The sequence below is a fragment of the Streptomyces sp. R21 genome (assembly GCF_041051975.1).
Classification (GTDB): Bacteria; Actinomycetota; Actinomycetes; order Streptomycetales; family Streptomycetaceae; genus Streptomyces.
Genome location: NZ_CP163435.1, coordinates 4,832,500 through 4,857,595, shown reverse-complemented (window position 1 = coordinate 4,857,595; position 25,096 = coordinate 4,832,500). Strand labels below are relative to the sequence as shown.

Genomic DNA, 25,096 nt, shown 5'->3' with positions numbered 1-25,096 from the left:
TCACAGGGGCGTGTGGGCGACGACCACCAGATACGCCCCATAGGCGAACGAGAGCCCGGCCAGGGCGCCGACCACCACGGTCGCGTGCCAGGGCCGGGCTCTTGCCGTGCGCACCAGCGCCCGCGCCAGCGGCAGCAGCAGCGGGAACGCGGGCAGCAGAAAGCGCGGCTTGGACTCGAAGAACCCCGAGCCGCCGAGCGCGATCAGCAGGAGTACGCCGCTGTAGACGAGCAGCGGCAGCGGGGCGCGGTCGGCGATCAGCAGCGCGTAGAGGAGCACGCCCGCCGCGACGATCACCATCGTCATGGGGAACACGAAGCGGTCCCCGTGCAGCAGCAGGTGCCGGATGAAGTGCAGCGAGCCGTGGCCGAGGTCGAAGCGCGAGCCCCACAGCCGCTGCACGGTGAAGTAGCCGCCGAGCGGATCGCCCTTGCGCCGGCCCACCCACAGCACATAGCCGCCCCAGCCGAGCGGCGCGAGCGCGGCGCCTGTCCACAGGCTGTGGGGAACTTTTCGCCCGCGCCGCCTCCAGATCTCATGCGCCGCCGCCGCGAGGACCGCCGCCGCGACCGCGAAGCCGTTGGGCCGCGACAGCCCGGCGAGCGCGGCCAGGGCGCCCGCCCACAGCCACCGCTCGCTCAGTACGGCGTACAGGGACCAGGCCGCGAGGGCGGTGAGCACGGGCTCGGTGTACGCCATGGACAGCACGACGGAGTGCGGGAGCAGGCCCCACAGCAGCACGAGTGCGGTGCCGACCGCGCGGCCATGCAGCCGCGCCCCGATCGCGTACAGCCCGCACGCGGCGACGCCGGCCGCGCACCACGCGACGAGCAGGCCCGCCGCGCCCCCGCCGAGCGGGGTGAGCGTGGTGACGGTGCGCACCAGCGCCGGGTAGAGCGGGAAGAACGCCAGGTCGCTGTGGATGACGGTGGGCCGGAAGTACAGCGTCCGTCCATAGCCGTGCGCCGCGATGCCCAGGTACCAGAGCGAGTCCCAGGATCGTCCGAGCAGGGCGAAGGGGCGCTGCCCGGTGCCCCAGGCGGTCCCGGCGACCACGGCCAGGCCGAGCAGCCGGGCCGTCGCGAAGAGTCCCAGCGCCGTCGCCGCTGCTGTGGGCAGGCGTCCCGCAGGGTGGGACGGGTGGGCACAGCCACCAGCGCCGGGTTCCTTGGTAACGGGGGCTGGGATGGTACTGGCGTGGGTCACACCCGAACTTTGCGTCCCACATGGGTGATTTGCGAGCTTTGGGCGCCCGTGTGGGTACGTGTCGCACCACCCCGGCGCGCCTCGGCAAACGGCAGGGAGGCGGCTGATAAAAGGCGGCCTACCAGGCCGCCTTCAACCGCTTGGCCGCCTCCTCCAGCACCTCCGTCTGCTTGCAGAAGGCGAACCGCACGAAGGGGGCGCCGGCCTCCCGGTGGTCGTAGAAGACCGCGTTCGGGATGGCGACGACGCCGGCGCGCTCCGGCAGGGAGCGGCAGAAGGCGAAGCCGTCGGACTCGCCGAGGGGACGGATGTCGGTGGTGATGAAGTACGTGCCGGCGGGCCGGAAGACCTCGAAGCCCGCCTCCGTGAGTCCGGCCGCGAGGACATCCCGCTTGGCCCGCATGTCCGCGCGGAACGCCTCGAAGTACGTGTCGGGCAGCGCGAGCGCCTCGGCGACGGCGTACTGGAAGGGCCCGGAGGCGACATACGTCAGGAACTGCTTGGCCGAGCGGACGGCGGAGACCAGCCCGGGCGCGGCGGTCACCCAGCCCACCTTCCAGCCGGTGAACGAGAAGGTCTTGCCGGCGGACCCGATCGAGACCGTCCGCTCGCGCATCCCGGGGAAGGTCGCGAGCGGCAGGTGCTCGGCGTCGTCGTACACGAGGTGCTCGTACACCTCGTCCGTCACCACGAGCAGATCGCGCTCGACGGCCAGCTCGGCGATGAAGGCGAGCTCCTCGCGGGTGAGCACCGTGCCGGTCGGGTTGTGCGGGGTGTTGATCAGCAGCAGCCGCGTCCGGTCCGTCACGGCGTCGCGCAGCTCGTCGAGGTCGAGCCGGAAGGAGGCGGACGCGTGGTCCGGCCGCAGCGTGACCGGAACCCGTGTCCCGCCCGCCATCGCGATGCAGGCCGCGTAGGAGTCGTAGTACGGCTCGAAGGCGATCACCTCGTCGCCGGGTTCGACCAGCGCCAGCAGGGTCGCGGCGATGGCCTCGGTGGCGCCCGCCGTGACGAGGACCTCGGTGTCGGGGTCGTACGGGAGTGCGTACCGCCGCTCCTGGTGCGCGGCGATCGCCGTGCGCAGCTCGGGGACGCCGGGGCCCGGCGGGTACTGGTTGCCCCGCCCGTCCCTGAGCGCGCGCACCGCCGCCTCCCGGATCTCCTCGGGCCCGTCCGTGTCGGGGAAGCCCTGGCCGAGGTTGATCGAACCCGTGCTGAGGGCCAGGGCGGACATCTCGGCGAAGATCGTCGTACCGAACTCGGCGAGCCGACGGTTGAGGAGGGGGCGAGCGCTGGAGGTCATGGCCGTCATCCTGCGCCCAAGCGCTGGAGTTCCTCAACTTGTCCTCGTGGATGAACGCCTGCGGAGGTACCCGAGGCACCACGCCCGCACGACCCCTGGCGGCGTTTTCGACGCTGATCGAATTGATGGCGGGCCGCGCTCAGGTCTGTGAGGTTGGGAGCGCTCCACGTCACCGACTTCCGGGATGTGCTCATGACCAGGACCTCACCCCGCGCCGCCCGACTCGCAGGCGCTGCAGCTTGCGCGTTCGTCCTCGTCAGTACCTTGACGAGCGCTGCCGTCGCGCAGCCCTCCGTGAAACCTGTTGCCGGCCGCGCAGTGACGTACGACTGTGATCTCGATGCCGTCGCCAACCACTGGTGGTGCCGGAACAAGCCGGGGATCCGCGTCCAGTGGGCCGGGCAGACCGTCGGCTACCTCAATTCCGATACCAACTGGTTCAAATGCCGATACGAGGGTGATCCCACAGGCGGCGGCGGTCCGCACCCCAACCGCTGGATCTACACACTCGCCGACACTCCTCACCAGAGCCATGGCGGCTGGGGCTACGTGAAGGACAGCGACGTCATCGACGAAACCAATCCGCTGCCGCGCTGCTGAGGCCGGACCACGGCCCCCGGTCGGCCCAGTGAGGTACGGACGGCCCCCGACCTGCGTTTCCGTGCAGGTCAGGGGCCGTTTCCGCGTAAGAACCCTCTGAAGTTCCTCAACTCTGCTTTGACGCGTGAGACACGAGGGCATCCCCCTCTCACGCACGGATCCCGTGCACGGAGCGACAGCCCACGGGGGGCCGCTTCGGGGGAACGAAAGGAGGGTGGAGCCATGGTCATCGGCATCATCCTGGCGGTAGTCGTCATCGGTCTGGTCGCGACCCGTGTGGTCGCCAATCGGAACGCCGGCGGTCCGGTCGCACTGTCCAAGCGGCGGGGCCACCGATCCAGCGGCAGCTCCTCGAGCAGCAGTTGGTGGGCCGGCGGGGGAGCCGGCTCGGCGGCCTCGTGCGGCAGCGGCTCGTCGGGCGGCCACCACGGGGGACACAGCAGCCACTCGTGCGGAGGCGGCTCTTCGTGCGGAGGCGGGTCCTCCTGCGGGGGCGGCTCCTCGTGCGGTGGCGGGGGCGGATGCGGCGGAGGCAGCTGACACGGGGCAGCCGAGCTCCTCGGGGGAGCCACATCCGGAACGCGGTGAAGTGCCTGTCGGGGAACGGCTCCCGGCAGGCACTTCCGTGCTCCGGGCGTACGCCGCGGTTGAACAGTTGAGCTGTGGAGCCCTCGGGGGGATGGAAACCCTACGAAGTTGGGTAAAAACGCTGTGGTGGCGTCACAGTTCATGATTCCCTCTAAATCACCAAAGCAGCCCTCGGACGTCCTTCCTGAGCGGGCTGACCGGGCCGTTCTCCCGACGCCGACCGGGTGCGCCGGACCCCCCCACCTCCCTTATTGCGTCCTAGCGGAGCCGATCCATGCTCACGACCCTGAACACCGCTTACACCGACACGCGCGCGGCAGACCTCGCCTGGGCCCTGGGACGCGAACCGCTGCCCGCGCTCGCCACCCTCGACCTCGAACTCACCGGGGCAAGACTCCAGTTGCGGCTGCTCGGCGCGTCCCACCAGGTACTTCTGGAGGACGAGCAGGGCAGTTGTTCGGAGACCGTCGCGTGCATCCCCGGCAGCAGTACGCCCCTCCCGCTCGGCGTGGCGAAACGGCTCGGCGACTGGGAGTACGAGTTCGCGGCCCGCGTCGAAACGCTCTCCGACGGCTCTTTCGCGGGCCGCGCCCAGGAGTTGCTCGCCCTGGTCTCCGACCACCCCAACGGCCTCGCGGGTGTCTTCCCCGGCAGCCCCCACGCCTTCACCGCGATGCTCGCCCAACGCCACGAGGGCCAGGTCCACTGGCGCACGTGGCACGCCTACCCGCAGGACGGTCAACTGGTGGCGACGCGGACGAGGGTGGGGGTACGGCAACTCAGCGGGGTTCTCAGCCCGTCCGGCGTCTGAGGACGAGGCCGTCCAGGCCGAAGCGGGGGTCTGGGGGGCGCAGCCCCCCAGGGGCGGCAAACCCCGGTTGCCCAACAAGCCCACGGTTCCACACGTGTGGGTGACCAAAGCCAGCGCAAGCGTGACGTAGCGTTCCCAAGGTGATCGAACCGCACGCGCCTGCTCCCCCCGGCGCGCCGCCGCCCTGGCGCGTCCAGGGCCAGGCGCGGCTGCCCGTCAGCCCGGGCACCGGGCGGTTCCTCGTCCTCGCGGGGGTATTCGTCTGCGCGGCCTGCGGACTGGTGTACGAACTCGAACTGGTCGCCCTGGCCTCGTACTTGATGGGCGACTCGGTCACCCAGGCGTCCGTCGTGCTGTCCGTGATGGTCTTCGCGATGGGCGTCGGCTCGCTCGCCGCCAAACGGCTGCGCCCGCGCGCCGCGGCGGGGTTCGGCGCGGTCGAGGCGGCGCTCGCGCTGGTCGGCGGATGCAGCGCGATGGCGCTGTACGCGGTGTTCGCGTGGACGGGCGACTGGGGCGGAATCTGGGCGGCCGGCTCCCGCTATCTGCTGGTCGCCTTCTCCCTCGCCATCGGTCTGCTGATCGGCGCCGAGGTCCCGCTGCTCATGGAGCTGATCCAGCGCATCCGCCGACAGGACGCGGGCGGCGCGGTGGCGGACCTCTTCGCGGCGGACTACGTCGGCGCGCTCGTCGGCGGTCTGGCCTTCCCCTTCCTCCTCCTGCCGCTGCTGGGCCAGTTGACGGGCGCGCTGCTCACCGGCACGGTCAACGCGATCGCCGGCGGCGCCCTCGTCCTGGGCCTGTTCCGGCGTGACCTGACCCGGCGCGGACGCTGGCTGCTGATCGTCGCCAACGTCGTCGTCCTCGGGATACTCGCCGCGGCGGCCGTCCTGGTCGACGACTTCGAACGGGCGGCGCGGCACGCGGTGTACGGCAACGACGTACGGGTGGCGCTGCAGACCGGCGTCCAGGAGGTCGTCCTGACCGGCGGTACGCACGGCAGCCCCCTTGACCTCTTCCTCGACGGCCGCCTGCGGGTCAGCGGCCATGACGAGCGCCGCTTCCACGAGGCGCTCGTCCACCCCGCGATGAACGGGCCGCACGCGCGCGTGCTCGTCCTCGGCGGCGGCGACGGGCTCGCGGTGCGCGAGGTGCTGCGCCACGCGGGCGTACGCCGTGTCGACGTGGTCGAACTCGACGCGACCGTGCTCGGGCTGGCGCGCCACGACCCGGGGCTCTCGAAGCTCAACGGACACGCGTACGACGACCCGCGCGTCCACACCGTCACGGCGGACGCCTTCCACTGGCTGCGCGGCGCCCCGCCGACGTACGACGTGGTGATCTCGGACCTGCCCGACCCCGGCATCACGGCGAGCACGAAGCTCTACTCGCAGGAGTTCTACGGCCTGGCGCGCCGCGTCCTGGCGCCGGGCGGGCGGCTGGCGGTGCACGCGGGGCCGGTGACGACCCGGCGGCGGATCTTCTGGACCGTCGACGCGACGATGCGGGCGGCCGGGCTGTGTACGGCGCCGTACCGCGTGGACGGCCGTGACATCGGCTTCGCCGCGGGCCCCGACCGCACGGCGGGCGCCTCCCGCGCCCCCCGCGACTGGGGCTTCCTGCTGGCCTCCACCACCCCTCCCACGCTGAGCCTCGACCCGACGGAGCCGCCGCTGCGCACCCTGACCCGCGTCGCCCTGGCGGCGGACGCCAGGGCGGCGGCCCGCACCCGCATCCCCGGTCTCCCGGCCTCCACGCTGGTGCATCCGCGGTACGCCGACTGAGGCGGAGCCCGGTTTCGGACGGGAAAACGCGTGATAGGCAGGTGCGGCCGGGGCCGTGCTGGGTAGGCTCGGCTGACATGGACCATGAGGTGTTCGTTCCGGTTCCGGTCGAGCGGCTGCGGGAGGCGCTGGCCGATCCCGCACGGGTGGCCCGGGCGGTTCCCGGGTTCCAGCAGGACGCGGGCACGCCTCCCGTGTCCGGCCGGCTGAAGGTCCGGGTGGGCGGCCACACGATCACTTACCGCGGTGCGGTGCGGGTCGCCGAGCAGGGCGACGACGCGTACACCGTGGAGGGCGACGCGACGGAGGCCCGCGGCAGCGGCTCGGTCAAGCTGGCCCTCTCGCTACGGCTCGTCCCCGCGGACGGCGGCACGACGCTCGCCTTCGGCGGTACGGCGAGGGGGGACGGCCGGGTGGCGGAGCTGCCGGCGGACGCGGTGGCGTCGGCGGGGGCGCGGCTGCTGAACCGTTTCGCGGAGAACCTGGCGGATGGGGCGGCGGACGAGCCGCTGGGCTCCGAGCCGCAGCCGCAGCCGGAGGAGACCCCCGACGCCGGGGCCTCCGAGACCCCTTCGGCTTCCGAAGCCTCCGAACAGGAGCCCCCCTCCTCTCCCTCTGTCTTCGAGACCGAGGTGCCGCCGCCGTCCCTCGACCCTCTCGCGGAGGACTTCACCGAGGAGCTCGGTGAGGACCTCGACGACGCGGAGGAGGCCTTGGCGGGGGCTTCGTTCCCCGGTGTGCGGGCCGATCCGATGGCCGAGGCCGCGCATGCGCGGCGCACGATGATCGGGCGCAGTGCGGAAGAGGTGGACCATGCGCCGCCGCGGGGACGCTACGCCCCCGTTCCCGCGCCGGAGGCGGCCGCCGCCCGTGCCACCCTCCGCTGGGCGGCCCCCGCCGCGGCCCTCGCCCTCGCCTCCGCCATCGCGGTGACCCGAGCCTTGCGCAAGCGCCGCTGACCCTCGCCGGGGGCGTTCCGCAGCCCCCGGGTGCCCCCGCGCTTGTACGTCACCCGGGGTGGGTGGGCAAACCCCGGGCACCCTCTGCTTCCTTCGCACCCGGCGCGGGTGCGGGGCGCGGGTGGGTCGCGCAACTCGGCGCTATCGAGGCGCCGCCTGCGCCCACCCGTGCCGCCCCAGCGGCACGATTGCCCGCAGGGAGAGCGGCTACGCCAGCCACCCGGCAGCTACCACGGACGGCCCGCAGTCGCCCTACGGCGGAAGGGGCCGTGCCGGTACGTTCCTGCCCGTCGCATAGCAGATCGCCCGCCAAGTTTCGCCGTATTCAGCCCCCGGGCAGTACGCCCACGCGGCGACGGGCAGAACGTACCGGCACGGCCCCGACCCACCACGCACCCCACTGCGAAAGGCGCCCACGCCAGACCCGGCGCCCTGCCCAAGGCCCACGCGCCAGTAAGGTCAGGGCGTGAGTAACGAAGACATCACGCTGACCGCGGGTGACGCGGAGGTGACCGTGGCGCCGGGGAACGGCGGACGGGTGGGCAGTCTGCGGGTCGGCGGCGTCGAACTGCTGCGGCAGGGCGAGAAGTTCGGGTGCTTCCCGATGGTCCCGTGGTGCGGCCGGACCCGCGAAGGCCGGTTCCTCGACGGCGCCGTCGTACGGCAGCTGCCGCTCAACTCCCCTCCGCACGCCATCCACGGCACCACCCGCGACGGCGCCTGGAAAACCGCCCGCACCAGCACCACCGAGGCCGTCATCACGTACGACCTCGTCGCCCCCTGGCCCCACCCCGGCCGCGTCACCCAGGCCTTCGCCCTGACGGAGGACGCCTTCACGCTCACCACGTCCGTGGAGACGTACGCGGACTCGTTCCCGGCGCAGATCGGCTGGCACCCCTGGTTCAACCGAAACCTCGGCACCGGCGACGACGTCCGGCTCGACTTCACCCCCGCCTGGCAGGAGGAGCGCGGCGACGACCACCTCCCCACCGGCAAGCGCATCGACCCGCTCCCCGGCCCCTGGGACGACTGCTTCGGGATGCCCGACGGAGTCGACGTCACCCTCACCTGGCCCGGACAACTGGAGCTGAAGGTGGCCAGCCGCGAGCAGTGGGTCGTCGTGTACGACGAGCAGGAGGCCGCGGTATGCGTGGAGCCGCAGACCGGCCCGCCCAACGGCCTGAACACGCTGCCCCGCCTGGTCACGCCGATCGAGCCCCTCGAAGCCGCGACCACCTGGAGCTGGCGCCGCCTGTGAGGAGCCACCTCTAAGCTGATGCCCATGAGTGATGACGTACGCGGAGCACTGCTGCAGCAGATCAAGGACAAGGCCGTGGTGCACGGCAAGGTGACCCTGTCGTCGGGTCTCGAGGCGGACTACTACGTCGACCTGCGCCGCATCACCCTCGACGGCGAGGCCGCGCCGCTGGTCGGCCAGGTGCTGCTCGACCTGACCGCGGACCTCGACTTCGACGCGGTGGGCGGCCTGACGATGGGCGCCGACCCGGTCGCCGCGTCGATGCTGCACGCGGCCGCCGCCCGCGGCCGGAAGCTGGACGCCTTCGTCGTACGGAAGGCCGCGAAGGCGCACGGGCTGCAGCGACGCGTGGAGGGCCCCGAGATCAGCGGCCGCCGCGTGCTGGTCGTCGAGGACACCTCCACCACGGGAGGTTCCCCGCTGACCGCGGTGGAGGCGGTGCGCGAGGCGGGCGCGGAGGTGGTCGGCGTCGCGACGATCGTCGACCGGGCGACCGGCGCCGCGGAGAAGATCGAGCAGGGCGCGGGCGTCCCGTACGTCTTCGCGTACTCCAAGGACGAGCTGGGCCTGGACTGACGGCCCGGACCGCGGGATGCAGGGCCCCTGGGGCGGTGCTCCAGGGGTTACCGACCAGTCGCTGACACGGTGGCTGGAGCATCCGGCCACGTCTGGAAAGATGGGGCCGACGATGACGTCGCCCCCCTAGGTCAGGGCCGTAAGCAGAACGCCACCCGCACATACAAGGAGCGGTCAGATGCCCATCGCAACCCCCGAGGTCTACAACGAGATGCTCGACCGGGCGAAGGCAGGCAAGTTCGCCTACCCGGCCATCAACGTGACCTCGTCCCAGACCCTGCACGCTGCGCTGCGCGGCTTCGCGGAGGCGGAGAGCGACGGCATCATCCAGATCTCCACGGGTGGCGCCGAGTTCCTGGGCGGCCAGCACAAGAAGGAGATGGTGATCGGCGCGGTCGCGCTCGCCGAGTTCGCGCACATCGTCGCCGCCAAGTACGACATCACGGTCGCGCTGCACACGGACCACTGCCCCAAGGACAAGCTGGACGGCTACGTACGTCCGCTGCTCGACATCTCCGCCGAGCGCGTCGCCAAGGGCGAGAACCCGCTGTTCCAGTCGCACATGTGGGACGGCTCCGCCGAGACCCTCGCCGACAACCTGGCCATCGGCCAGGAGCTGCTCGCGAAGGCCGCCGCCGCGAAGATCATCCTCGAGGTCGAGATCACCCCGACCGGCGGCGAGGAGGACGGTGTCTCGCACGAGATCAACGACTCCCTCTACACCACGGTCGACGACGCGCTGCGCACCGCCGAGGCGCTCGGCCTGGGCGAGAAGGGCCGCTACCTGCTCGCCGCGTCCTTCGGCAACGTGCACGGCGTGTACAAGCCGGGCAACGTCGTGCTGCGCCCCGAGCTCCTGAAGCAGCTGAACGAGGGCGTCGCCGCGAAGTACGGCCGGCCGGCCGGTTCGCAGCCGTTCGACTTCGTCTTCCACGGCGGCTCCGGCTCCACGGCCGAGGAGATCGCCACGGCGCTGGAGAACGGCGTCGTGAAGATGAACCTCGACACCGACACGCAGTACGCCTTCACGCGTCCGGTCGCGGACCACATGCTCAAGAACTACGACGGCGTCCTGAAGGTCGACGGCGAGGTCGGCACCAAGTCGAAGTACGACCCGCGCACCTGGGGCAAGCTCGCCGAGGCGTCGATGGCGGCCCGCGTCGCCGAGGCGTGCGGCGCGCTGCGCTCCACGGGCACGAAGCTGAAGTAGTACACCCGGGAGCTGTACACCCGGAGCTGTACACCCGGCCGGAAGGCCGATCCGTACGAGAAAGGGCTCGGTACCCGCAAGGTGCCGAGCCCTTACGTATGCTCCGATGTATGGCTGCCCCTCCGCAGGAGAACCCGGCCGTACCGGCCGTAAGAATCGCGAGCGGCACGGGAAAGTGGATCCTGCTGACCACCGTGCTCGGCTCCAGCATGGCGATGCTGGACTCGACGGTCGTCAACGTCGCGCTGCCGCGCATCGGCCGCGATCTGGACGCGGACCTCACGGCCCTGCAGTGGACCGTGAACGCGTACATGGTGACCCTGGCCGGCCTGATCCTGCTGGGCGGTGCGCTCGGGGACCACTTCGGGCGCCGGAAGATCTTCGTCATCGGTGTGGTGTGGTTCGCCGCGGCGTCGCTGCTGTGCGGGCTCGCGCCCACCTCGGGCGTACTGGTGGCGGCCCGTGCCCTGCAGGGCGTCGGCGGGGCGCTGCTCACGCCGGGCTCGCTCGCGCTGATCCAGGCGTCCTTCCACCCGGACGACCGGGCCAGGGCGGTCGGCCTGTGGTCGGGGTTCGGCGGCATCGGCGCGGCGGTCGGCCCGTTCCTGGGCGGCTGGCTGGTGGACGGCCCCGGCTGGCGCTGGGTCTTCCTGCTGAACGTCCCGGTGGCGCTGCTCTGCGCCCCCATCGCCGTACGGCATGTTCCGGAGTCGGCGGACGGCCGTACGCACGGCCGTTTCGACGTGCTCGGCGCGGCCCTCGGGGCGCTCTCCCTCGCCCTGGTGACGTATGCGCTGATCGAGGCGCACGGCGGCTCCGTGCTGGTGGTCGTGTCGGCGGTCGCGGGCGTGGCGGCGGGTGTCGCGTTCGTGTCCGTGGAGCGGCGGCGGCCCGACCCGATGATGCCGCCGGACATCTTCGCCTCGCGCCAGTTCACGGTGGTCAATCTGGTGACCCTGTGCGTGTACGCGGCGTTCGCGGGCTTCTTCTTCCTCTCCGCGCTGCAACTCCAGGTGGTGGCCGGCTACTCGGCCCTCGGCGCCGGTACGGCGCTGCTGCCGACGACCGCCCTGATGCTGCTGTTCTCCGCCCGCTCGGGTGCCCTCGCCCAGCGCATCGGTCCGCGTATCCCGCTGACCGTGGGCCCGCTGCTGTGCGCGGCCGGGATGCTGCTGATGCTGCGGGTCGGGCCGGACGCCTCCTACGTCGCCGACGTGCTGCCCGCGCTGCTGGTGCTGGGGCTCGGCATGGTGACCCTGGTGGCGCCGCTGACCGCGACGGTGCTCGCGTCCGTGGACGTGGGGCGGGCGGGGCTGGCCAGCGGCATCAACAACGCGGCGGCCCGCGCGGCCGGGCTGGTCGCCGTGGCCGCGCTGCCGCTGCTGGTGGGGATGGGCCCGGAGGCGTACCGCGTGCCGGAGCAGTTCGACGACGCGTTCCGGCGAGCGATGCCGCTGTGCGCGGCCGTGCTCACGGTGGGCGCGGTGCTCGCCTTCGCGACCGTACGGCGTCCGGCGCCGGACTGCCGGCGCCCCGAGTGCCGTACGCACGGCTGTGTCACCGCGCCGCCGCTGGAGCCGGAGCGGACGGCCGGGGCCTTGGACGCCGGTCAGGTCTAGAGCGCCTTGCGGGGCACATGGAACCAGGCATTCCCCGGAGGGCACGGGCAACCGTTACCGATCACGGGCAATGGAGCAGACTGGAACCCATGAGCCTTCACGAGAACCTTCTCGGGGGACCGCCCCCGACCCATCTGCCCGACGATCCGGAGCCGCGCGAGCTCCTCGCGAACGGCACGGCCCCCGCCGACGTCGCCGCGAAGTACCCCACCTCCTCGCTCGCCTGGGCCCAGCTCGCCGACGAGGCGTTCGAGCGGGGCAGCGTCGTCGAGTCGTACGCCTACGCGCGTACCGGTTACCACCGCGGCCTGGACGCCCTGCGCCGCAGCGGCTGGAAGGGCCACGGCCCGGTGCCCTGGGAGCACGAGCCCAACCGCGGCTTCCTGCGCGCCCTGCACGCCCTCGCCCGCGCCGCGCAGTCGATCGGCGAGCAGGAGGAGTACGAGCGCTGCAGCCAGTTCCTGAAGGACTCCTCGCCGGCCGCGGCCCAGACGCTGGGCTAGAGCGGGGCCATTGATGCAGGTCCGCCCGGTGTGACCGGGCGGACCTTGCGGTTTCGGGGGACGATTGTGGAGGATGCGCGGTGGGGACCGGGGCCCCCGTGTCGGTAACGGCAGGGGCGGACCGCTACCCGGAGTACGTATCAGGAGACAGCGATGTCCCAAAAGGCTCAGAACTCTGACGAGGCTCAGGAGCCCGAGACCCCGCATCTCGACTTCCACGGAACGACGCCGTACGAGGACTACGTACAGGCGGACGTCCTCACCCACCTCCAGCACACCCGCTCCGACGACCCCGGAGAGATGGTCTTCCTGGTCACCACCCAGGTCATGGAGCTGTGGTTCACCGTCATCGTCCACGAGTGGGAGACCGCCGCGCATGCCCTCCGCGAGGAGCGGGTGCCGGTCGCGGTGGCGGCCCTGAAGCGTTCGGTACGTGAGCTGGACGCGCTGAACGCCTCCTGGAGGCCGCTGGCGCAGCTCACCCCGGCCCAGTTCAACTCCTACCGCTCCGCCCTCGGCGAGGGCTCCGGCTTCCAGTCCGCGATGTACCGCCGCATGGAGTTCCTGCTCGGCGACAAGTCCGCGTCCATGCTGGTCCCGCACCGCGGTGCGCCGCGCGTCCACGCCGAGCTGGAGAAGGCACTGCACGAGCCGAGCCTCTACGACGAGGTCCTGCGGCTGCTCGCGCGGCGCGGCCACGCCGTCCCGGACGCCGTACTGCGGCGCGACGTGTCACAGCGCTACGAGCCGTCCCCTGAGGTGGAGGCGGTGTGGACCGCCCTCTACGCGGGCGACGAGAACGACGAACTCGCCCGCCTCGGCGAGGCGTTGACGGACGTCGCCGAGTTGGTGTGGCGCTGGCGCAACGACCATCTCGTCGCCACCCGGCGCGCGATGGGCGCGAAGGCGGGCACGGGCGGCTCCGCCGGAGTGGCCTGGCTGGAGAAGCGCGCGCAGAAGAACGTGTTCCCCGAGCTGTGGACGGCGAGGTCCCATGTCTGAGTTGGCGGGCAGGGCGGAGAAGCTGGACGCCGCCGACGAACTGGCCGCGCTGCGCGCCGAGTTCGTCCTCGATGACGTGGTCTATCTGGACGGGAACTCGCTCGGCGCGCTGCCGACGGGCGTCCCCGGGCGCGTGGAGGACGTCGTCCGCCGCCAGTGGGGCGAACTGCGCATCCGTTCCTGGGACGAGAGCGGCTGGTGGACGGCGCCCGAGCGCATCGGCGACCGGATCGCGCCGCTGGTGGGTGCCGCGCCCGGCCAGATCGTGGTCGGCGACTCCACAAGTGTCAACGTTTTCAAGGCGGTTGTGGCGGCGGTACGGATGGCTCGGCTGTCCGGAACCGGGGAGGCGGCCCTCCGGGACGAGGTGGTCGTCGATGCGACGACGTTCCCGACGGACGGCTACATCGCCGAGTCGGCGGCGCGCCTGACCGGCTGCACGCTCCGTCCCGTCCTGCCGGCCGAGGTCCCCGGTGTCCTGGGCCCCCGCACGGCGGCGGTCCTGCTCAACCACGTCGACTACCGCACCGGCCGGCTGCACGACCTGCCGTCCCTCACGGCCGCCGTGCACGCGGCGGGCGCGGTGGTGGTCTGGGACCTGTGCCACAGCGCGGGCGCCCTGCCGGTCGGCCTGGACGAGCACGGGGTGGACCTCGCGGTCGGCTGCACCTACAAGTACCTGAACGGCGGCCCGGGTTCACCGGCGTACCTGTACGTACGCCACGACCTCCAGGACCGCTTCGACTCCCCGCTCCCCGGCTGGAACTCGCACGCCGAGCCCTTCGGCATGCGCCCGGACTACGAACCCGCGCCGGGCGCGCTGCGGGGCCGCGTGGGTACGCCGGACATCCTCTCCATGCTCGCCCTGGAGGCGGCCCTGGAGGTCTGGGACGACGTCGCGATCGAGTCGGTGCGCACCAAGTCCCTCGCCCTAACGGACTTCTTCCTGGAGTGCGTGTCGGAGTACGTCCCCGAGGGCCGGGTCGAATCCCTCACCCCCTCCGCCCACGCGGAACGCGGCAGCCAGGTGGCCCTGCGCTGCCCCGACGCGGGCGAGGTGATGCAACGCCTCATCGCCCGAGGAGTGGTCGGCGACTTCCGCCACCCGGATGTACTCCGCTTCGGCTTCACTCCGTTGTACGTGGGCTTCGGGGATGTGGAGCGGGCGGCTCGGGTGCTGGCGGAGGTGTTGGGGTAACTGTCGTCACTGCGGGCAATCGTGCCGCTGAGGCGGCTGCCCACTTGGCAGCGGCTGGGGGTGCGCGTGGCGCCGGGTGGCCGGCGCAGCCGCTCAAGCTGCGGGCAATCGTGCCGCTAGGGGCGGCACGGGTGGGCGCAGCGGCGCCCCGTAAACGCCGGGCTGCGTGACCCACCCCCGCCCAGCACCAACCCCGGGTGACCACGGAACAGGGGGCACCCGGGGTCTGCCCACCCACCCCCGGGTGCTGGACGAACAGGCGGGCACCCGGGGGGCCACCCACCCCGGGTCACCGGGAAACGACGAACACTCCAGCCACGGCCGCGGCAACCGCAGCCTCCGCCGCCCGGTCAGCCGCAGCAGCATCCGGCACCACCCCCGCGGTGAGCAACCCGTAGTACAACGGCGCCGACACAGCCCGTACGACCTCAAAGGCGTCCGTCCCGGGGGGCAACTCCCCCCGGGCAACCCCCTGCTCGACACACGGCGCCCACTCGGCGACCCGCACCTCATAGAACCGCCGCAACGCCTCCGCCGTACGACCGTCCCCTCCCGCCGCGGCGATCACCGCCCGGAACAAGGCACCTTGCCGAGGATCAGCAAGCGTCCGCCGCACCAACGCGGCGTTGGCCCGCAGGTCCCCCAGCACGGACCCGGTATCGGTGCGGGGCAGCGACTGCTCGGCCATATCGCTCAGCAGGTCGGCGACCAGCCCCGTCACCGACCCCCACCGCCGGTACACGGTGGTCTTCCCGACCTCCGCCCGCCGCGCGACATCGGCGAGATCGAGATGGGCGAACCCCTGCTCGGCGAGCACGTCCCCGGCGGCGCGCAGGACGGCCGCGCGGACACGGGCGGTACGCCCTCCGGGACGGACGGTGCCGGGCTCGGCGGACATGTCGGGCTCCTTCGGAGAGACGGACGGTACCCCGCCAGCGTAACGAAACAGCAGAACCGTTTAACCCTCACCGAGCGTGACATCCCCGTGTCGACGCACGTCACGGGCCTGATACCGTCCCCGCCAACGGCCGGACTCACCCGTGGTCCGCCGAACACCTGGTCCGCCAAATCCTTTTCACCGCTGAGAGGTTGGAGCATGCCGGACGACGCCGCAGCCCGCGAGGAAGCCACCCCGGACGCCACCGCCACGCACGGCGACGGCGAGGCCGGCGAGCACCGGGACGCCGGGGCCCGCGAGGCCGCCGCCCGTGACGCCGAGGAACAGGCGTCGGCCTTCTCGCATCCGCCCGTCGACCCCGACGTCACCGCCGCGTACGGCGACCACCCCGACCAGGTGATCGACTTCTACGCCCCGCGCGAGCCCGACCCCTCGGTCCCCGCGCCGCTCGTCGTCGTCCTGCACGGCGGCGCCTGGCGTGCGCCGTACGACCGTCGGCACATCACCCCGTTCGCGGACTTCCTGGCCCGCCGCGGCTTCGCCGTGGCCAACGTCGAGTACCGCCGAGGCCCCGCGATCCCCGCGCAGGGCAGCCCGTCCCTCGCGCAGGGCAGCGGCGCGGGGCCGCTCGCGGGCCGCTGGCCGGACACGTTCGACGACGTCGCGGCCGCGCTCGACGCGCTGCCCGGCCTCGTGGGCGAGCTGCTGCCGGGGGCCGACGCCCGGCGCACAGTGGTCACCGGGCACTCCGCGGGCGGCCACCTGGCCCTGTGGGCCGCCGCCCGGCACGTACTGCCCGCCGACGCGCCCTGGCGCACCGACCGCCCCGCCCCGCTGCGCGGCGTCGTCGCGCTCGCCCCGATCGCCGACTTCCGGGTCGCCGAGCAGCTGGACGTGTGCGGCGGAGCGTCTCGCCAACTCCTGGGCGGGGAAAGCAGGTTCGAGGAGCGCCTGCCGTACGCCGACCCGGCGTTCCTGCTGCCCACCGGCATCGCCACGACCCTTGTGCAGGGCCGCATCGACATCGTGGTCCCGGAGGCGGTCGCCGAGGCGTACGCCGACGCGGCGGCGAAGTCCGGCGAGGTGGTCGGCCTGACGCTCCTGGAGGACGTCGGCCACTTCCCGCTGATCGACCCGGCGGCCGACGCGTGCGCGGTGGTGGCGGAGGAGATCGCGCAGCTGGCCTGGTAGGCGCCCCTGCGTGCCGGTAGACATGCCGACGTGCCGGTAGACATCCCAACAGGCCTGGTGAGAGCGGTACTTGTTGGTCACCCCGAGGTACCCCGGTCATACCCGTAATACCTGAGAGCCAGCTGCCAGGTGAGCTCCCTGGCGGGACGCCGACGACACGTCGCGATCCGTAATTTCCCTTTCATGGACGTCCGACGTGCGGGCGGACCGTGAGGGGGGACGGCATGGGGATCCAGGCGAGGTCGAACGCGAACGCGACGACTGCCGCGAACGCGACGGCGCCCGGGGAACCGGTGGCGGGCGCGGTGGCGGGCGGCCGCTCGCGCAGAAGTCTCCTGAGGCGGAAGCGGGGGAAGCAGGCGGCACGGCGCACCGCGGGCCGCACCGGCCGACTGCGCCGCGCCCTTCTCGCCGCCCTGGTCGTCGGTGCCGTGGTCGTGCCCGTGTCCGCCGCCGCCCGGCCCCGGATACCCGCCCCGGCCCCCGCGGTCCTCGCACCGGTGACGGCGTCGACGCTGGAGGGGGCATACGCGGCGAACCGTGCGAACGCCGCGGAGGCGGCCCGCATGGCCGCGGCCCACGGCGACCGCAGCCGCGCCGCGGCCGACCGTGCCATGGCCGTCCCCTCCCGGCACTTCCTCTCCTTCGACGGCCGGGACGCGGGCCAGGCGGTCGAGGTCCTCGGCGACCTCGCGCACGCCGACCGGGTCGCCGTGCTCGTCCCGGGTTCCGACACCAGCCTGGACACCTACAACCGCTTCCGCGCGGGCGCCCTCGCCCTGCACCACCGGCTCGGCGCGCACACGGCGGTCGTCGCCTGGCTCGGGTACGAGACGCCGGGCACCGTGAGCACCACGGTCCTGACAGCGGGGCGTGCCGAGGACGCGGCCCCGCGGCTGCGGGCCTTCGTACGCGAACTGCGGGGCGTGGTGGGGCAGTCGGCGCACATATCCCTGCTGTGCCACTCGTACGGCACGGTGGTCTGCGGCCGTGCGGCGCACGGCCTGGACGTGGACGACATCGCCCTCGTCGGCAGCCCGGGTACTGGCGCGGACTCGGCGGCGGCCCTGCACACCTCCGCCCGCGTCTGGGCGGCCCGAGGCGCCGACGACTGGGTGGCGGACGTCCCGCACGTACGCGCCGAAGTCTTCGGCACGACCGTCGGTTTCGGCACCGACCCGGTCTCCCGGGACTTCGGCGCCCGCGTCTTCGCGGCCGGCGACGGCGGCCACAGCGACTACTTCACCCCGGGCTCGGTGTCCCTCGACAACCTCGCCCGGATCACCCTCGGCGACACCTCGGAGGTGACCCATGCGTAGGACGGACCAGACCCCGGACGCCACCGCGGGCGGCACAACTGCCTTGGGTGTCATACGAACCCGAGCGCACGGCCTGCGCGCCGGAGCCCGCAGTGGAGCCCGCCGCATGGATGCCGCGACCCCGGCGGAGCGCGACCGCGCCGTCGACGCCCTGCGCGCCTTCGCGATCCTCGGCGTGGTGCTCGGCCACTGGCTGGTGACGGCCCTGGTCGCGGACGGCGGTGCCCTGCACACGGCGAGCCCGCTCCAGCACATGCCATGGCTGGCCCCCATCTCCTGGCTCTTCCAGACGCTCGCCGTGTTCTTCCTGGTGGGCGGTCATGTGGCGACGAAGAGCTACGCGTCGGCGCGGACGCGCGGCACTACGTACGGGCAGTGGCTGGGCAGCCGCCTGGCCCGGCTCTTCCGGCCGGTGGCCGTCGTGCTCGCCCTGTGGACGGTGATCGCGGCCGGGCTGCTCGCGTCGGGCACGGGTTTCGAGACGGTCCACGCGCTGGCGAAGCTCGCGCTGTCCCCGCTGTGGTTCCTGCTGGTCTTCGCCGCGCTGACGGCGGCGACCCCGCTCCTGACCCGGCTCAACCCGCTGTGGCCGCTGGCCGTCGTCCTCCATGTGGACCTCCTGCGCATCGGCTTCGGCGGCCCGGCGTGGCTCGGCTGGGTGAACGTCGCGGCGGGCTGGATGGTGCCGTACACCCTGGGTGCGGCCTGGACACGCGGCGAGCTGGACCGGCGTCGTGCGGGCTGGGTGCTGTTCGGCCTCGGCACGGCGGCGACGGCGGGGCTGGTGGCATGGGCGGGTTACCCGGCGTCGATGGTCGGTGTCCCGGGCGCCGCGGTCTCCAACCTCAACCCGCCGACGCTGGCCGCCGTCACCTTCGGCCTGGCCCAGTGCGGCCTGGCCCTGCTGCTGCGCGAGCCGCTGCGCCGGGTGATGCGGCGCCCCGCGGCCTGGGCGGCGGTGGCCCTCGCCAACCTCTCGGCGATGACGATATTCCTGTGGCACCAGACGGGAATGATGGCGGTCACCGCCCTGGGCCTCCTCGCCGGCCGCCTCCCTGGCCTGCACACCACCCCGGACGACCTGGGCTGGGTGCTGGCCCGGCTCCTCTGGCTCCCCGCGTTCGCCCTCGCCCTGACGGTCTGCTGGGCGGCCTTTCGCTCCTACGAACAGTCCGTCAGCCGCCGCGCCGCCCGCCCTTCGCGCGTGGTCCTCGTCCACCGCCGGCCCGCCCGATCGGGGACGAAGGCGGCACGGCGTGCCTAGGGTTGAGCTCGTGGAGGAGAAGCAGCAGGCGCCCGCGGGACACGGCGACGCAGTGGACCCTGCCGAGGGTCCGCTCGAGGGCGCGCCCGCGGCCGCGGCCTCCGGCGAAGGGACCCGTATCGCCCTGCTGGAGTGGGTCGGGCATCGCGTCCTCGTCCTCCTCCGCACGCTCCGCGCCGATCTCGTGAGGGGCGACTCCCTCCCGCTCCCCCCGATGTCCCGGCCGCGTCGGCTGCGCAGGCTGCCGCACGTGGTGATCTGCATCGCGGCGCTCGGCGTCGCGCTCGCGGGCGGGGACGCATTGGGCAGCGACTACCGGCTGGGCGTCCAACTGGCCGTGTCGGCAGGGATCGTGCAGGGCGCGGCCATGATCCTCGCGCTGCGGCGGCCCCTGCCGGCGTGGTGGCTGTCGCTGGCCTGCACCGTCGTGGCGGCCCAGGGCGCGCGCTCGCACATGCCGATGATGGTGCCCCCAGGCCCCAACTGGCCGTGGAGCATGACCGCGATCATCGCGCACGCGGTCGTGCTGTTCCTCGTCGCGTTGCGGGTGCCCACGCGCGTGGCCGCCGAGGCGCTGGCCGGAACCGCGCTGACGACGTACGTCCTGCAGGGGGTCCTGGGCGGTGCTCTGTACAAGTCGACGGGTGTCTTCGCACTCGTCGTCTTCGCGGCCGTCGTCCTCCTCGGCACCGCCCTCCGCGGCCGCCGCGAGGCCCGCACCGAGCTTGTCCAGCAGACCTCGCTGACCGCCGAGGAGCGTGCCCGGCGCACGCTCCTGGAGGAGCGCAACCGTATCGCCCGTGAGCTGCACGACGTGGTCGCGCACCACATGTCGGTCATCTCCATCCAGGCCCAGGTCGCCCCGCACCTGGTCGACGACCCGTCCGAGGAGCTGAAGGAGAACCTGGCGGGCATCCGGCACAACGCGCTGGAGGCGCTGACCGAGCTGCGCCGCGTCCTCGGCGTCCTGCGCTCCGAGAACCCCGACGATCCGTACGGTCTCGGGGCCGGTACCGGCGCCGCCCCGCACGCCCCGCAGCCCACGCTCGACCGCCTCGACGCCCTCGTGGAGAACACCCGCGCTGCCGGGCTCGACGTGTACACCGAGATCACCGGCGAGGAGTTGCCGCTCGCGCCCGGCGTGGAGCTGTCGGCGTACCGGATCATCCAGGAGGCGCTGAGCAACGCCCTGCGGCATGCGCCCGGTTCCATCGTCCGGGTGGAGCTGACGCACTTCGCGCGCGGGCTTCAGGTGCGGGTCATCAACTCCAGACCCGAGCGGGCCGCCCCGCCCTCCCCGGGCGCGGGGCACGGCCTGCTCGGCATGCGGGAGCGCGCCGCGATGCTCGGTGGCACCCTCGTGACGTCCGAGACGTCGCACGGCGGCTTCGTGGTGGCGGCCTTCCTGCCGCGCAACGGAGTCGCCACCCCCCACGGCGGCTCCGCCGAGGACAACTCCACAGGTCCAGGAGAAGAGAACCGATGACGAGCGGCACCATCCGCGTACTGATCGCCGACGACCAGCAGATGGTCCGGCAGGGCTTCACCGTGCTGCTCAACGCCCAGCCCGGCATCGAGGTGGTCGGCCAGGCGGTCGACGGCCGGGACGCGATCGCCAAGGTCGGCGAACTCGCGCCGGACGTCGTCCTGATGGACATCCGCATGCCCGAGATCGGCGGCATCGAGGCGACCCGCCGCATCACCGAGACCACCTCGCACATCAAGGTGCTGGTGCTGACCACCTTCGATCTCGACGAGTACGTGTACGACGCGCTGCGCTCCGGCGCCTCCAGGTTCCTGCTCAAGGACGCCTCCGCCGACCAGCTCGCCGAGGCGGTCCGGGTGGTGGCGGCGGGCGACGCGCTGCTCGCCCCCGGCATCACGCGTCGGCTCATCGCGGAGTTCTCCCGCCTCGGCTCCTCGCCCCGCGCCCCGCTCAAGCAGCGGGTGGGCGAGCTGACCGAGCGCGAGACGGAGGTCCTCGCCCTCATCGCGCAGGGCCTGTCGAACGCGGAGATCGCCGAGCGCCTCGTCGTCGCCGAGCAGACCGTGAAGACCCACGTGGGCCGCATCCTGGTGAAGCTGGGCCTGCGCGACCGCACCCAGGCGGCGGTGTTCGCGTACGAGTCGGGGCTGGTGCGCCCGTCGGGTTACTGAGCCCACCGGGCCCGGTGGGCTCATCGTGCCCACCGCGTCCTTGGTCGTCCTCGGCGGTCCTCGGCGGTCCTCGCCGGTCCGCGGGGGATACCCGTAGTACCTGAGACGGATCCCGCAGGACCCCTCTCACTGGTGACGACCGCGACCCCGTTCTGCGCCTACCGTTTTGAACGTGACCGAGACGACCCAGACGCAGACGACGCCAAACGGCGGGGACAAGCCGCGCAGCCCGGAGTTCCGGCTTGCCGTGGGCGCCCTGCGCGGACTGCGGCAGGACCTGTTCCACGATGCCTTCGCCTATCGCCCGCTGCCCCGGATGCGCGTGGACGGCCCGCTGACCCGGCGGCTGCCCCAGCGCATCCGGGAGTACGCGGTCTGGACCCCGCACGCCGCGGTGGCGGCCGCCGGCCTGCTGGCGCTGGCCATAGCCGCCTCCGCGAACGATGGCACGGGCCAGTTCAGCCTCCTGATGAACGTCGTCCTGGTGCTGTGCCCGGTCCTGCTGACGCTGATCCGGCCGGTCGGTGCCTTCTGGCTGTCCATGGCGGCCGTTCCGGTCACCGGGGCGTTCCGCGGCTGGAACGACGACTGGCCGTGGCAGCCCGGTAGTTTCGCCTGCCACCTGATGGTGCTCACGGTCGTGGCACTGCGGACGCGACCGCGCACCGCCGCGTGGATGTGGGTGCTGACGGCCGTGTACGGCATCGGCTCCGAGACAGCCTTCGGCACCGAGCACTACTCGACGAACACCGGGCCTCTGCTGGTGATCTCCGCCATCGCGCTGCTGCTCGTCACCGTCGTCCACGTACGCCGCGAGGCCGCGCAGGAGGTGACCGCGCAGCAGACGGTGACCGCGCACGAACGCTCCAAGCGCACTCTTCTCGAAGAGCGCACGACGATCGCCCGTGAGCTGCACGACGTGGTCGCGCACCACATGTCGGTGGTGGCCATCCAGGCGGAGGCCGCGCCCTACCGGGTGGAGAACCCGCCGCCGGAGCTGGAGCAGGCGTTCGCCACGATCCGGGAGAACGCGGTGGCGGCGTTGACCGAGCTGCGCCGCGTCCTCGGTGTGGTCCGGGCGGAGGACTACGAGGCCCCGGACGCCCCGCAGCCCACGCTCGCCGACCTCGACCGCCTCCTGGAGAACGTGCGCGACGCGGGTCTCGCCGTGGACAAGGTGGTCACCGGGGCGATACGCGAGCTGCCGCAGGGCGTGGAGCTGTCGGCGTACCGCATAGTCCAGGAGGCCCTCAGCAACAGCCTGCGGCACGCGCCGGGCGCCACCGCCCGCGTCGAGGTCGGGTACGTGCTCGGCGGGCTCGGCCTGCGCATAGTCAACGGTCCGGCGCGTGGCCTGGTGAAGCCCTCGCCCGGCGCCGGCCACGGGATCACCGGGATGCGGGAGCGGGTCGCGATGCTGGACGGCGAGATGACAGCCGGGGAGGCAGACGACGGGGGGTACGAGGTGGCGGTGTTCCTGCCGGTGCCCGCGACCGCGACGGGGGAGTCCGCATGAAGGACGGCACCATCCGCGTCCTGATAGCCGACGACCAGATGATGGTCCGTGAGGGCTTCTCGGTGCTGCTCGGCGCGATGCCGGGCATCGAGGTGGTCGGCGAGGCGGTCAACGGCAGGGAGGCGGTCGAGCGGGTGCGGGAACTCGCACCGGACGTCGTCCTGATGGACATCCGCATGCCGGAGATGAACGGCATCGAGGCCACCCGGGAGATCGTCGCGGCGGACGGCAGCGCGAAGGTCCTCGTGCTGACCACCTTCGACCTCGACGAGTACGTGTACCAGGCGCTGCGCGCGGGGGCCTCCGGCTTCCTGCTCAAGGACGCCTCGGCACGCCAGCTCGCCGACGGGGTGCGGGTGGTGGCGGCCGGGGAGGCACTGCTCGCGCCGTCCGTGACCAGGCGGCTCATCACGGAGTTCTCCAAGCTCGCCGACGCGCCCCGGTTCCCGGCCGCGGCCCAGGCGGCGTACGGAGACCTGACCGAGCGGGAGACGGAGGTCCTGGTGCTGATCGCGCAGGGGTTGTCGAACTCGGAGATCGCCGAGCGGCTGTTCGTCGCCGAGTCCACCATCAAGACCCATGTCAGCCGCATCCTGGTGAAGCTGGGCCTGCGGGACCGGACGCAGGCGGCGGTGTTCGCGTACGAGGCGCGGTTGGTCACGCCGGGGTGAGACACCCCTGGTCAGAAGGGGGATCGTCGGGCTAGCGTCCGTTCATGGCAGCCTTCGACCCCTGGGATCCGGACTTCCTCGCCGACCCGTACCCCGCCTACGCCGACCTCCGCGCCAAGGGCCGTGTGCACTACTACGAGCCCACGAACCAGTGGCTCGTCCCGCACCACGCCGACGTGTCGGCGCTGCTGCGGGAGCGCCGGCTCGGGCGGACGTATCAGCACCGGTTCACGCACGAGGACTTCGGGCGGACGGCACCACCGGCGGAGCACGAGCCGTTCCACACCCTGAACGACCACGGGATGCTCGACCTGGAGCCGCCGGACCACACCAGGATCCGGCGGCTGGTCTCGAAGGCCTTCACCCCGCGTACGGTCGAGCAGCTCAAGCCGTACGTCACCCAGCTCGCCGGTGCGCTGGTCGACGGGCTCGTCCGGCGCGGCGGCGGCGACCTGCTCACCGACGTCGCCGAACCGCTTCCCGTCGCCGTCATCGCCGAGATGCTGGGCATCCCGGAGGCCGACCGGGCGCCGCTGCGGCCCTGGTCGGCGGACATCTGCGGGATGTACGAGCTGAACCCGCCGGAGGACATCGCCGCCAAGGCGGTCCGTGCGTCCATCGAGTTCTCCGACTACCTCCGTCAGCTGATCGCCGAGCGCCGCAAGGAGCCGGGGGAGGACCTGATCTCGGGGCTGATCGCGGCGTACGACGAGGGCGACCGGCTGACCGAGCAGGAGATGATCTCGACCTGTGTCCTGCTGCTGAACGCGGGCCACGAGGCGACGGTCAACTCCACGGTCAACGGCTGGCACACCCTCTTCCGCAACCCGGAGCAGCTGGCCGCCCTGCGTGCGGATCACTCCCTGATCCCGTCCGCCGTCGAAGAACTGATGCGCTACGACACCCCGCTCCAGCTCTTCGAGCGCTGGGTCCTGGACGACATCGAGATCGACGGCACCACCATCCCGCGCGGCGCCGAGATCGCCATGCTCTTCGGCTCCGCCAACCACGACCCCGAGGTCTTCGCGCACCCCGAGCGGCTCGACCTCACCCGCAGGGACAATCCACACATCTCCTTCAGCGCGGGCATCCACTACTGCATCGGTGCCCCGCTGGCGCGTATCGAACTGGCGGCGTCGATGGGGGCGTTGCTGGAGAAGGCACCCGAGCTCGCGCCGGCCGCCGAGCCGGTACGCAAGCCCAACTTCGTGATCCGGGGGCTCGAGGGGCTCCCCGTCACGGTCTGAGGCGCCGGACCAGAGCCCACAGGACGAGGGAGGCCCCGATTCCGCCGAGGATCGCCAGGGGCAGCTCGGCATAGAGCACGCTCCAGTCCGGGCTCTGTTCGAACCGCCAGAACCGGGCCCGGAAGTCGACCGTCCACAGCGCGAGTCCCGCGCCGGCGCCGAGAGCGGCGGTGAGGCATCCCGCCGCGGCCTGCGTGCGTTGTCCCATGTCCGGGA

Annotated in this window: 23 protein-coding genes; 19 read left to right on the top strand and 4 right to left on the bottom strand. The window is 72.4% G+C overall.

Translation table 11 applies throughout. The features are described 5' to 3' along the window. Both AB5J56_RS21560 and AB5J56_RS21555 read right to left on the bottom strand, forming a co-directional pair. On the bottom strand, positions 1-1,119 hold the full coding sequence (locus tag AB5J56_RS21560) for a hypothetical protein (RefSeq protein WP_369242693.1): 1,119 nt from the start codon (positions 1,117-1,119) through the stop codon (positions 1-3). A 205-nt stretch (positions 1,120-1,324) separates the two neighbouring features. After that, positions 1,325-2,518 (bottom strand): pyridoxal phosphate-dependent aminotransferase, encoded by a 1,194-nt coding sequence (locus tag AB5J56_RS21555; RefSeq protein ID WP_369234392.1) that lies wholly within the window; start codon positions 2,516-2,518, stop codon positions 1,325-1,327. Between the two features lie 183 nt (positions 2,519-2,701). On the opposite strand from AB5J56_RS21555, the gene AB5J56_RS21550 reads away from it, so the two are divergent. The 11 genes from AB5J56_RS21550 to kynU all read left to right on the top strand — a co-directional run bounded on the left by AB5J56_RS21550 (position 2,702) and on the right by kynU (position 14,617). Further along, complete coding sequence (locus tag AB5J56_RS21550; RefSeq protein ID WP_369234391.1) at positions 2,702-3,109, top strand: hypothetical protein; 408 nt, start codon at positions 2,702-2,704, stop codon at positions 3,107-3,109. An 862-nt stretch (positions 3,110-3,971) separates the two neighbouring features. After that, entirely contained in the window at positions 3,972-4,508 is a 537-nt protein-coding gene (locus tag AB5J56_RS21545) for a DUF2617 family protein (protein WP_369234390.1), read from the top strand. Between the two features lie 140 nt (positions 4,509-4,648). Further along, on the top strand, positions 4,649-6,292 hold the full coding sequence (locus tag AB5J56_RS21540; protein ID WP_369234389.1) for a polyamine aminopropyltransferase: 1,644 nt from the start codon (positions 4,649-4,651) through the stop codon (positions 6,290-6,292). Between the two features lie 77 nt (positions 6,293-6,369). After that, complete coding sequence (locus tag AB5J56_RS21535) at positions 6,370-7,251, top strand: SRPBCC domain-containing protein (protein ID WP_369234388.1); 882 nt, start codon at positions 6,370-6,372, stop codon at positions 7,249-7,251. Positions 7,252-7,717: 466 nt separating this feature from the next. Further along, on the top strand, positions 7,718-8,509 hold the full coding sequence (locus AB5J56_RS21530) for an aldose 1-epimerase (RefSeq protein ID WP_369234387.1): 792 nt from the start codon (positions 7,718-7,720) through the stop codon (positions 8,507-8,509). A gap of 24 nt (positions 8,510-8,533) precedes the next feature. After that, positions 8,534-9,085 (top strand): orotate phosphoribosyltransferase, encoded by a 552-nt coding sequence (gene pyrE, locus AB5J56_RS21525; RefSeq protein WP_369234386.1) that lies wholly within the window; start codon positions 8,534-8,536, stop codon positions 9,083-9,085. 178 nt (positions 9,086-9,263) lie between these two features. Beyond that, positions 9,264-10,295: a class II fructose-bisphosphate aldolase gene (gene fbaA, locus AB5J56_RS21520; protein WP_369234385.1), complete on the top strand. Its 1,032-nt coding sequence runs from the start codon at positions 9,264-9,266 to the stop codon at positions 10,293-10,295. Between the two features lie 110 nt (positions 10,296-10,405). After that, positions 10,406-11,914 (top strand): MFS transporter, encoded by a 1,509-nt coding sequence (locus AB5J56_RS21515; RefSeq protein WP_369234384.1) that lies wholly within the window; start codon positions 10,406-10,408, stop codon positions 11,912-11,914. 89 nt (positions 11,915-12,003) lie between these two features. Beyond that, on the top strand, positions 12,004-12,417 hold the full coding sequence (locus tag AB5J56_RS21510) for a DUF3151 domain-containing protein (protein WP_369234383.1): 414 nt from the start codon (positions 12,004-12,006) through the stop codon (positions 12,415-12,417). Between the two features lie 153 nt (positions 12,418-12,570). After that, positions 12,571-13,419: a tryptophan 2,3-dioxygenase family protein gene (locus tag AB5J56_RS21505; protein WP_369234382.1), complete on the top strand. Its 849-nt coding sequence runs from the start codon at positions 12,571-12,573 to the stop codon at positions 13,417-13,419. Next, positions 13,412-14,617 (top strand): kynureninase, encoded by a 1,206-nt coding sequence (gene kynU, locus AB5J56_RS21500; RefSeq protein WP_369234381.1) that lies wholly within the window; start codon positions 13,412-13,414, stop codon positions 14,615-14,617. Before AB5J56_RS21505 ends, kynU begins: the two co-directional genes overlap by 8 nt. Before the next feature lie 289 nt (positions 14,618-14,906). On the opposite strand, the gene AB5J56_RS21495 is transcribed toward kynU, so the two are convergent. Beyond that, complete coding sequence (locus AB5J56_RS21495; protein WP_369234380.1) at positions 14,907-15,515, bottom strand: TetR/AcrR family transcriptional regulator; 609 nt, start codon at positions 15,513-15,515, stop codon at positions 14,907-14,909. Positions 15,516-15,713: 198 nt separating this feature from the next. On the opposite strand from AB5J56_RS21495, the gene AB5J56_RS21490 reads away from it, so the two are divergent. The 8 genes from AB5J56_RS21490 (at position 15,714) to AB5J56_RS21455 (ending at position 24,880) form a co-directional block, all read left to right on the top strand. Then, positions 15,714-16,706: an alpha/beta hydrolase gene (locus AB5J56_RS21490; protein ID WP_369234379.1), complete on the top strand. Its 993-nt coding sequence runs from the start codon at positions 15,714-15,716 to the stop codon at positions 16,704-16,706. Between the two features lie 224 nt (positions 16,707-16,930). Next, the gene (locus AB5J56_RS21485) at positions 16,931-18,025 is read left to right on the top strand and encodes an alpha/beta hydrolase (protein ID WP_369234378.1); all 1,095 of its coding nucleotides are present in this window, start codon (positions 16,931-16,933) and stop codon (positions 18,023-18,025) included. 106 nt (positions 18,026-18,131) lie between these two features. Then, complete coding sequence (locus AB5J56_RS21480) at positions 18,132-19,289, top strand: acyltransferase (RefSeq protein ID WP_369234377.1); 1,158 nt, start codon at positions 18,132-18,134, stop codon at positions 19,287-19,289. 214 nt (positions 19,290-19,503) lie between these two features. Next, entirely contained in the window at positions 19,504-20,775 is a 1,272-nt protein-coding gene (locus AB5J56_RS21475; protein ID WP_369242691.1) for a sensor histidine kinase, read from the top strand. Further along, positions 20,772-21,446 (top strand): response regulator, encoded by a 675-nt coding sequence (locus AB5J56_RS21470; RefSeq protein ID WP_369234376.1) that lies wholly within the window; start codon positions 20,772-20,774, stop codon positions 21,444-21,446. The genes AB5J56_RS21475 and AB5J56_RS21470 overlap by 4 nt, the downstream gene beginning before the upstream one ends. A gap of 172 nt (positions 21,447-21,618) precedes the next feature. Further along, on the top strand, positions 21,619-22,962 hold the full coding sequence (locus AB5J56_RS21465; protein WP_369234375.1) for a sensor histidine kinase: 1,344 nt from the start codon (positions 21,619-21,621) through the stop codon (positions 22,960-22,962). Beyond that, the gene (locus tag AB5J56_RS21460; RefSeq protein WP_369234374.1) at positions 22,959-23,633 is read left to right on the top strand and encodes a response regulator; all 675 of its coding nucleotides are present in this window, start codon (positions 22,959-22,961) and stop codon (positions 23,631-23,633) included. The genes AB5J56_RS21465 and AB5J56_RS21460 overlap by 4 nt, the downstream gene beginning before the upstream one ends. A gap of 44 nt (positions 23,634-23,677) precedes the next feature. After that, positions 23,678-24,880 carry a cytochrome P450 gene (locus AB5J56_RS21455; protein WP_369234373.1) on the top strand — a complete coding sequence of 401 codons (1,203 nt, stop codon included), beginning with the start codon at positions 23,678-23,680 and terminating at the stop codon, positions 24,878-24,880. On the opposite strand, the gene AB5J56_RS21450 is transcribed toward AB5J56_RS21455, so the two are convergent. Beyond that, positions 24,870-25,088 carry a hypothetical protein gene (locus tag AB5J56_RS21450; RefSeq protein WP_369234372.1) on the bottom strand — a complete coding sequence of 73 codons (219 nt, stop codon included), beginning with the start codon at positions 25,086-25,088 and terminating at the stop codon, positions 24,870-24,872. The genes AB5J56_RS21455 and AB5J56_RS21450 overlap by 11 nt on opposite strands. Between the last annotated feature and the right edge of the window lie 8 nt (positions 25,089-25,096).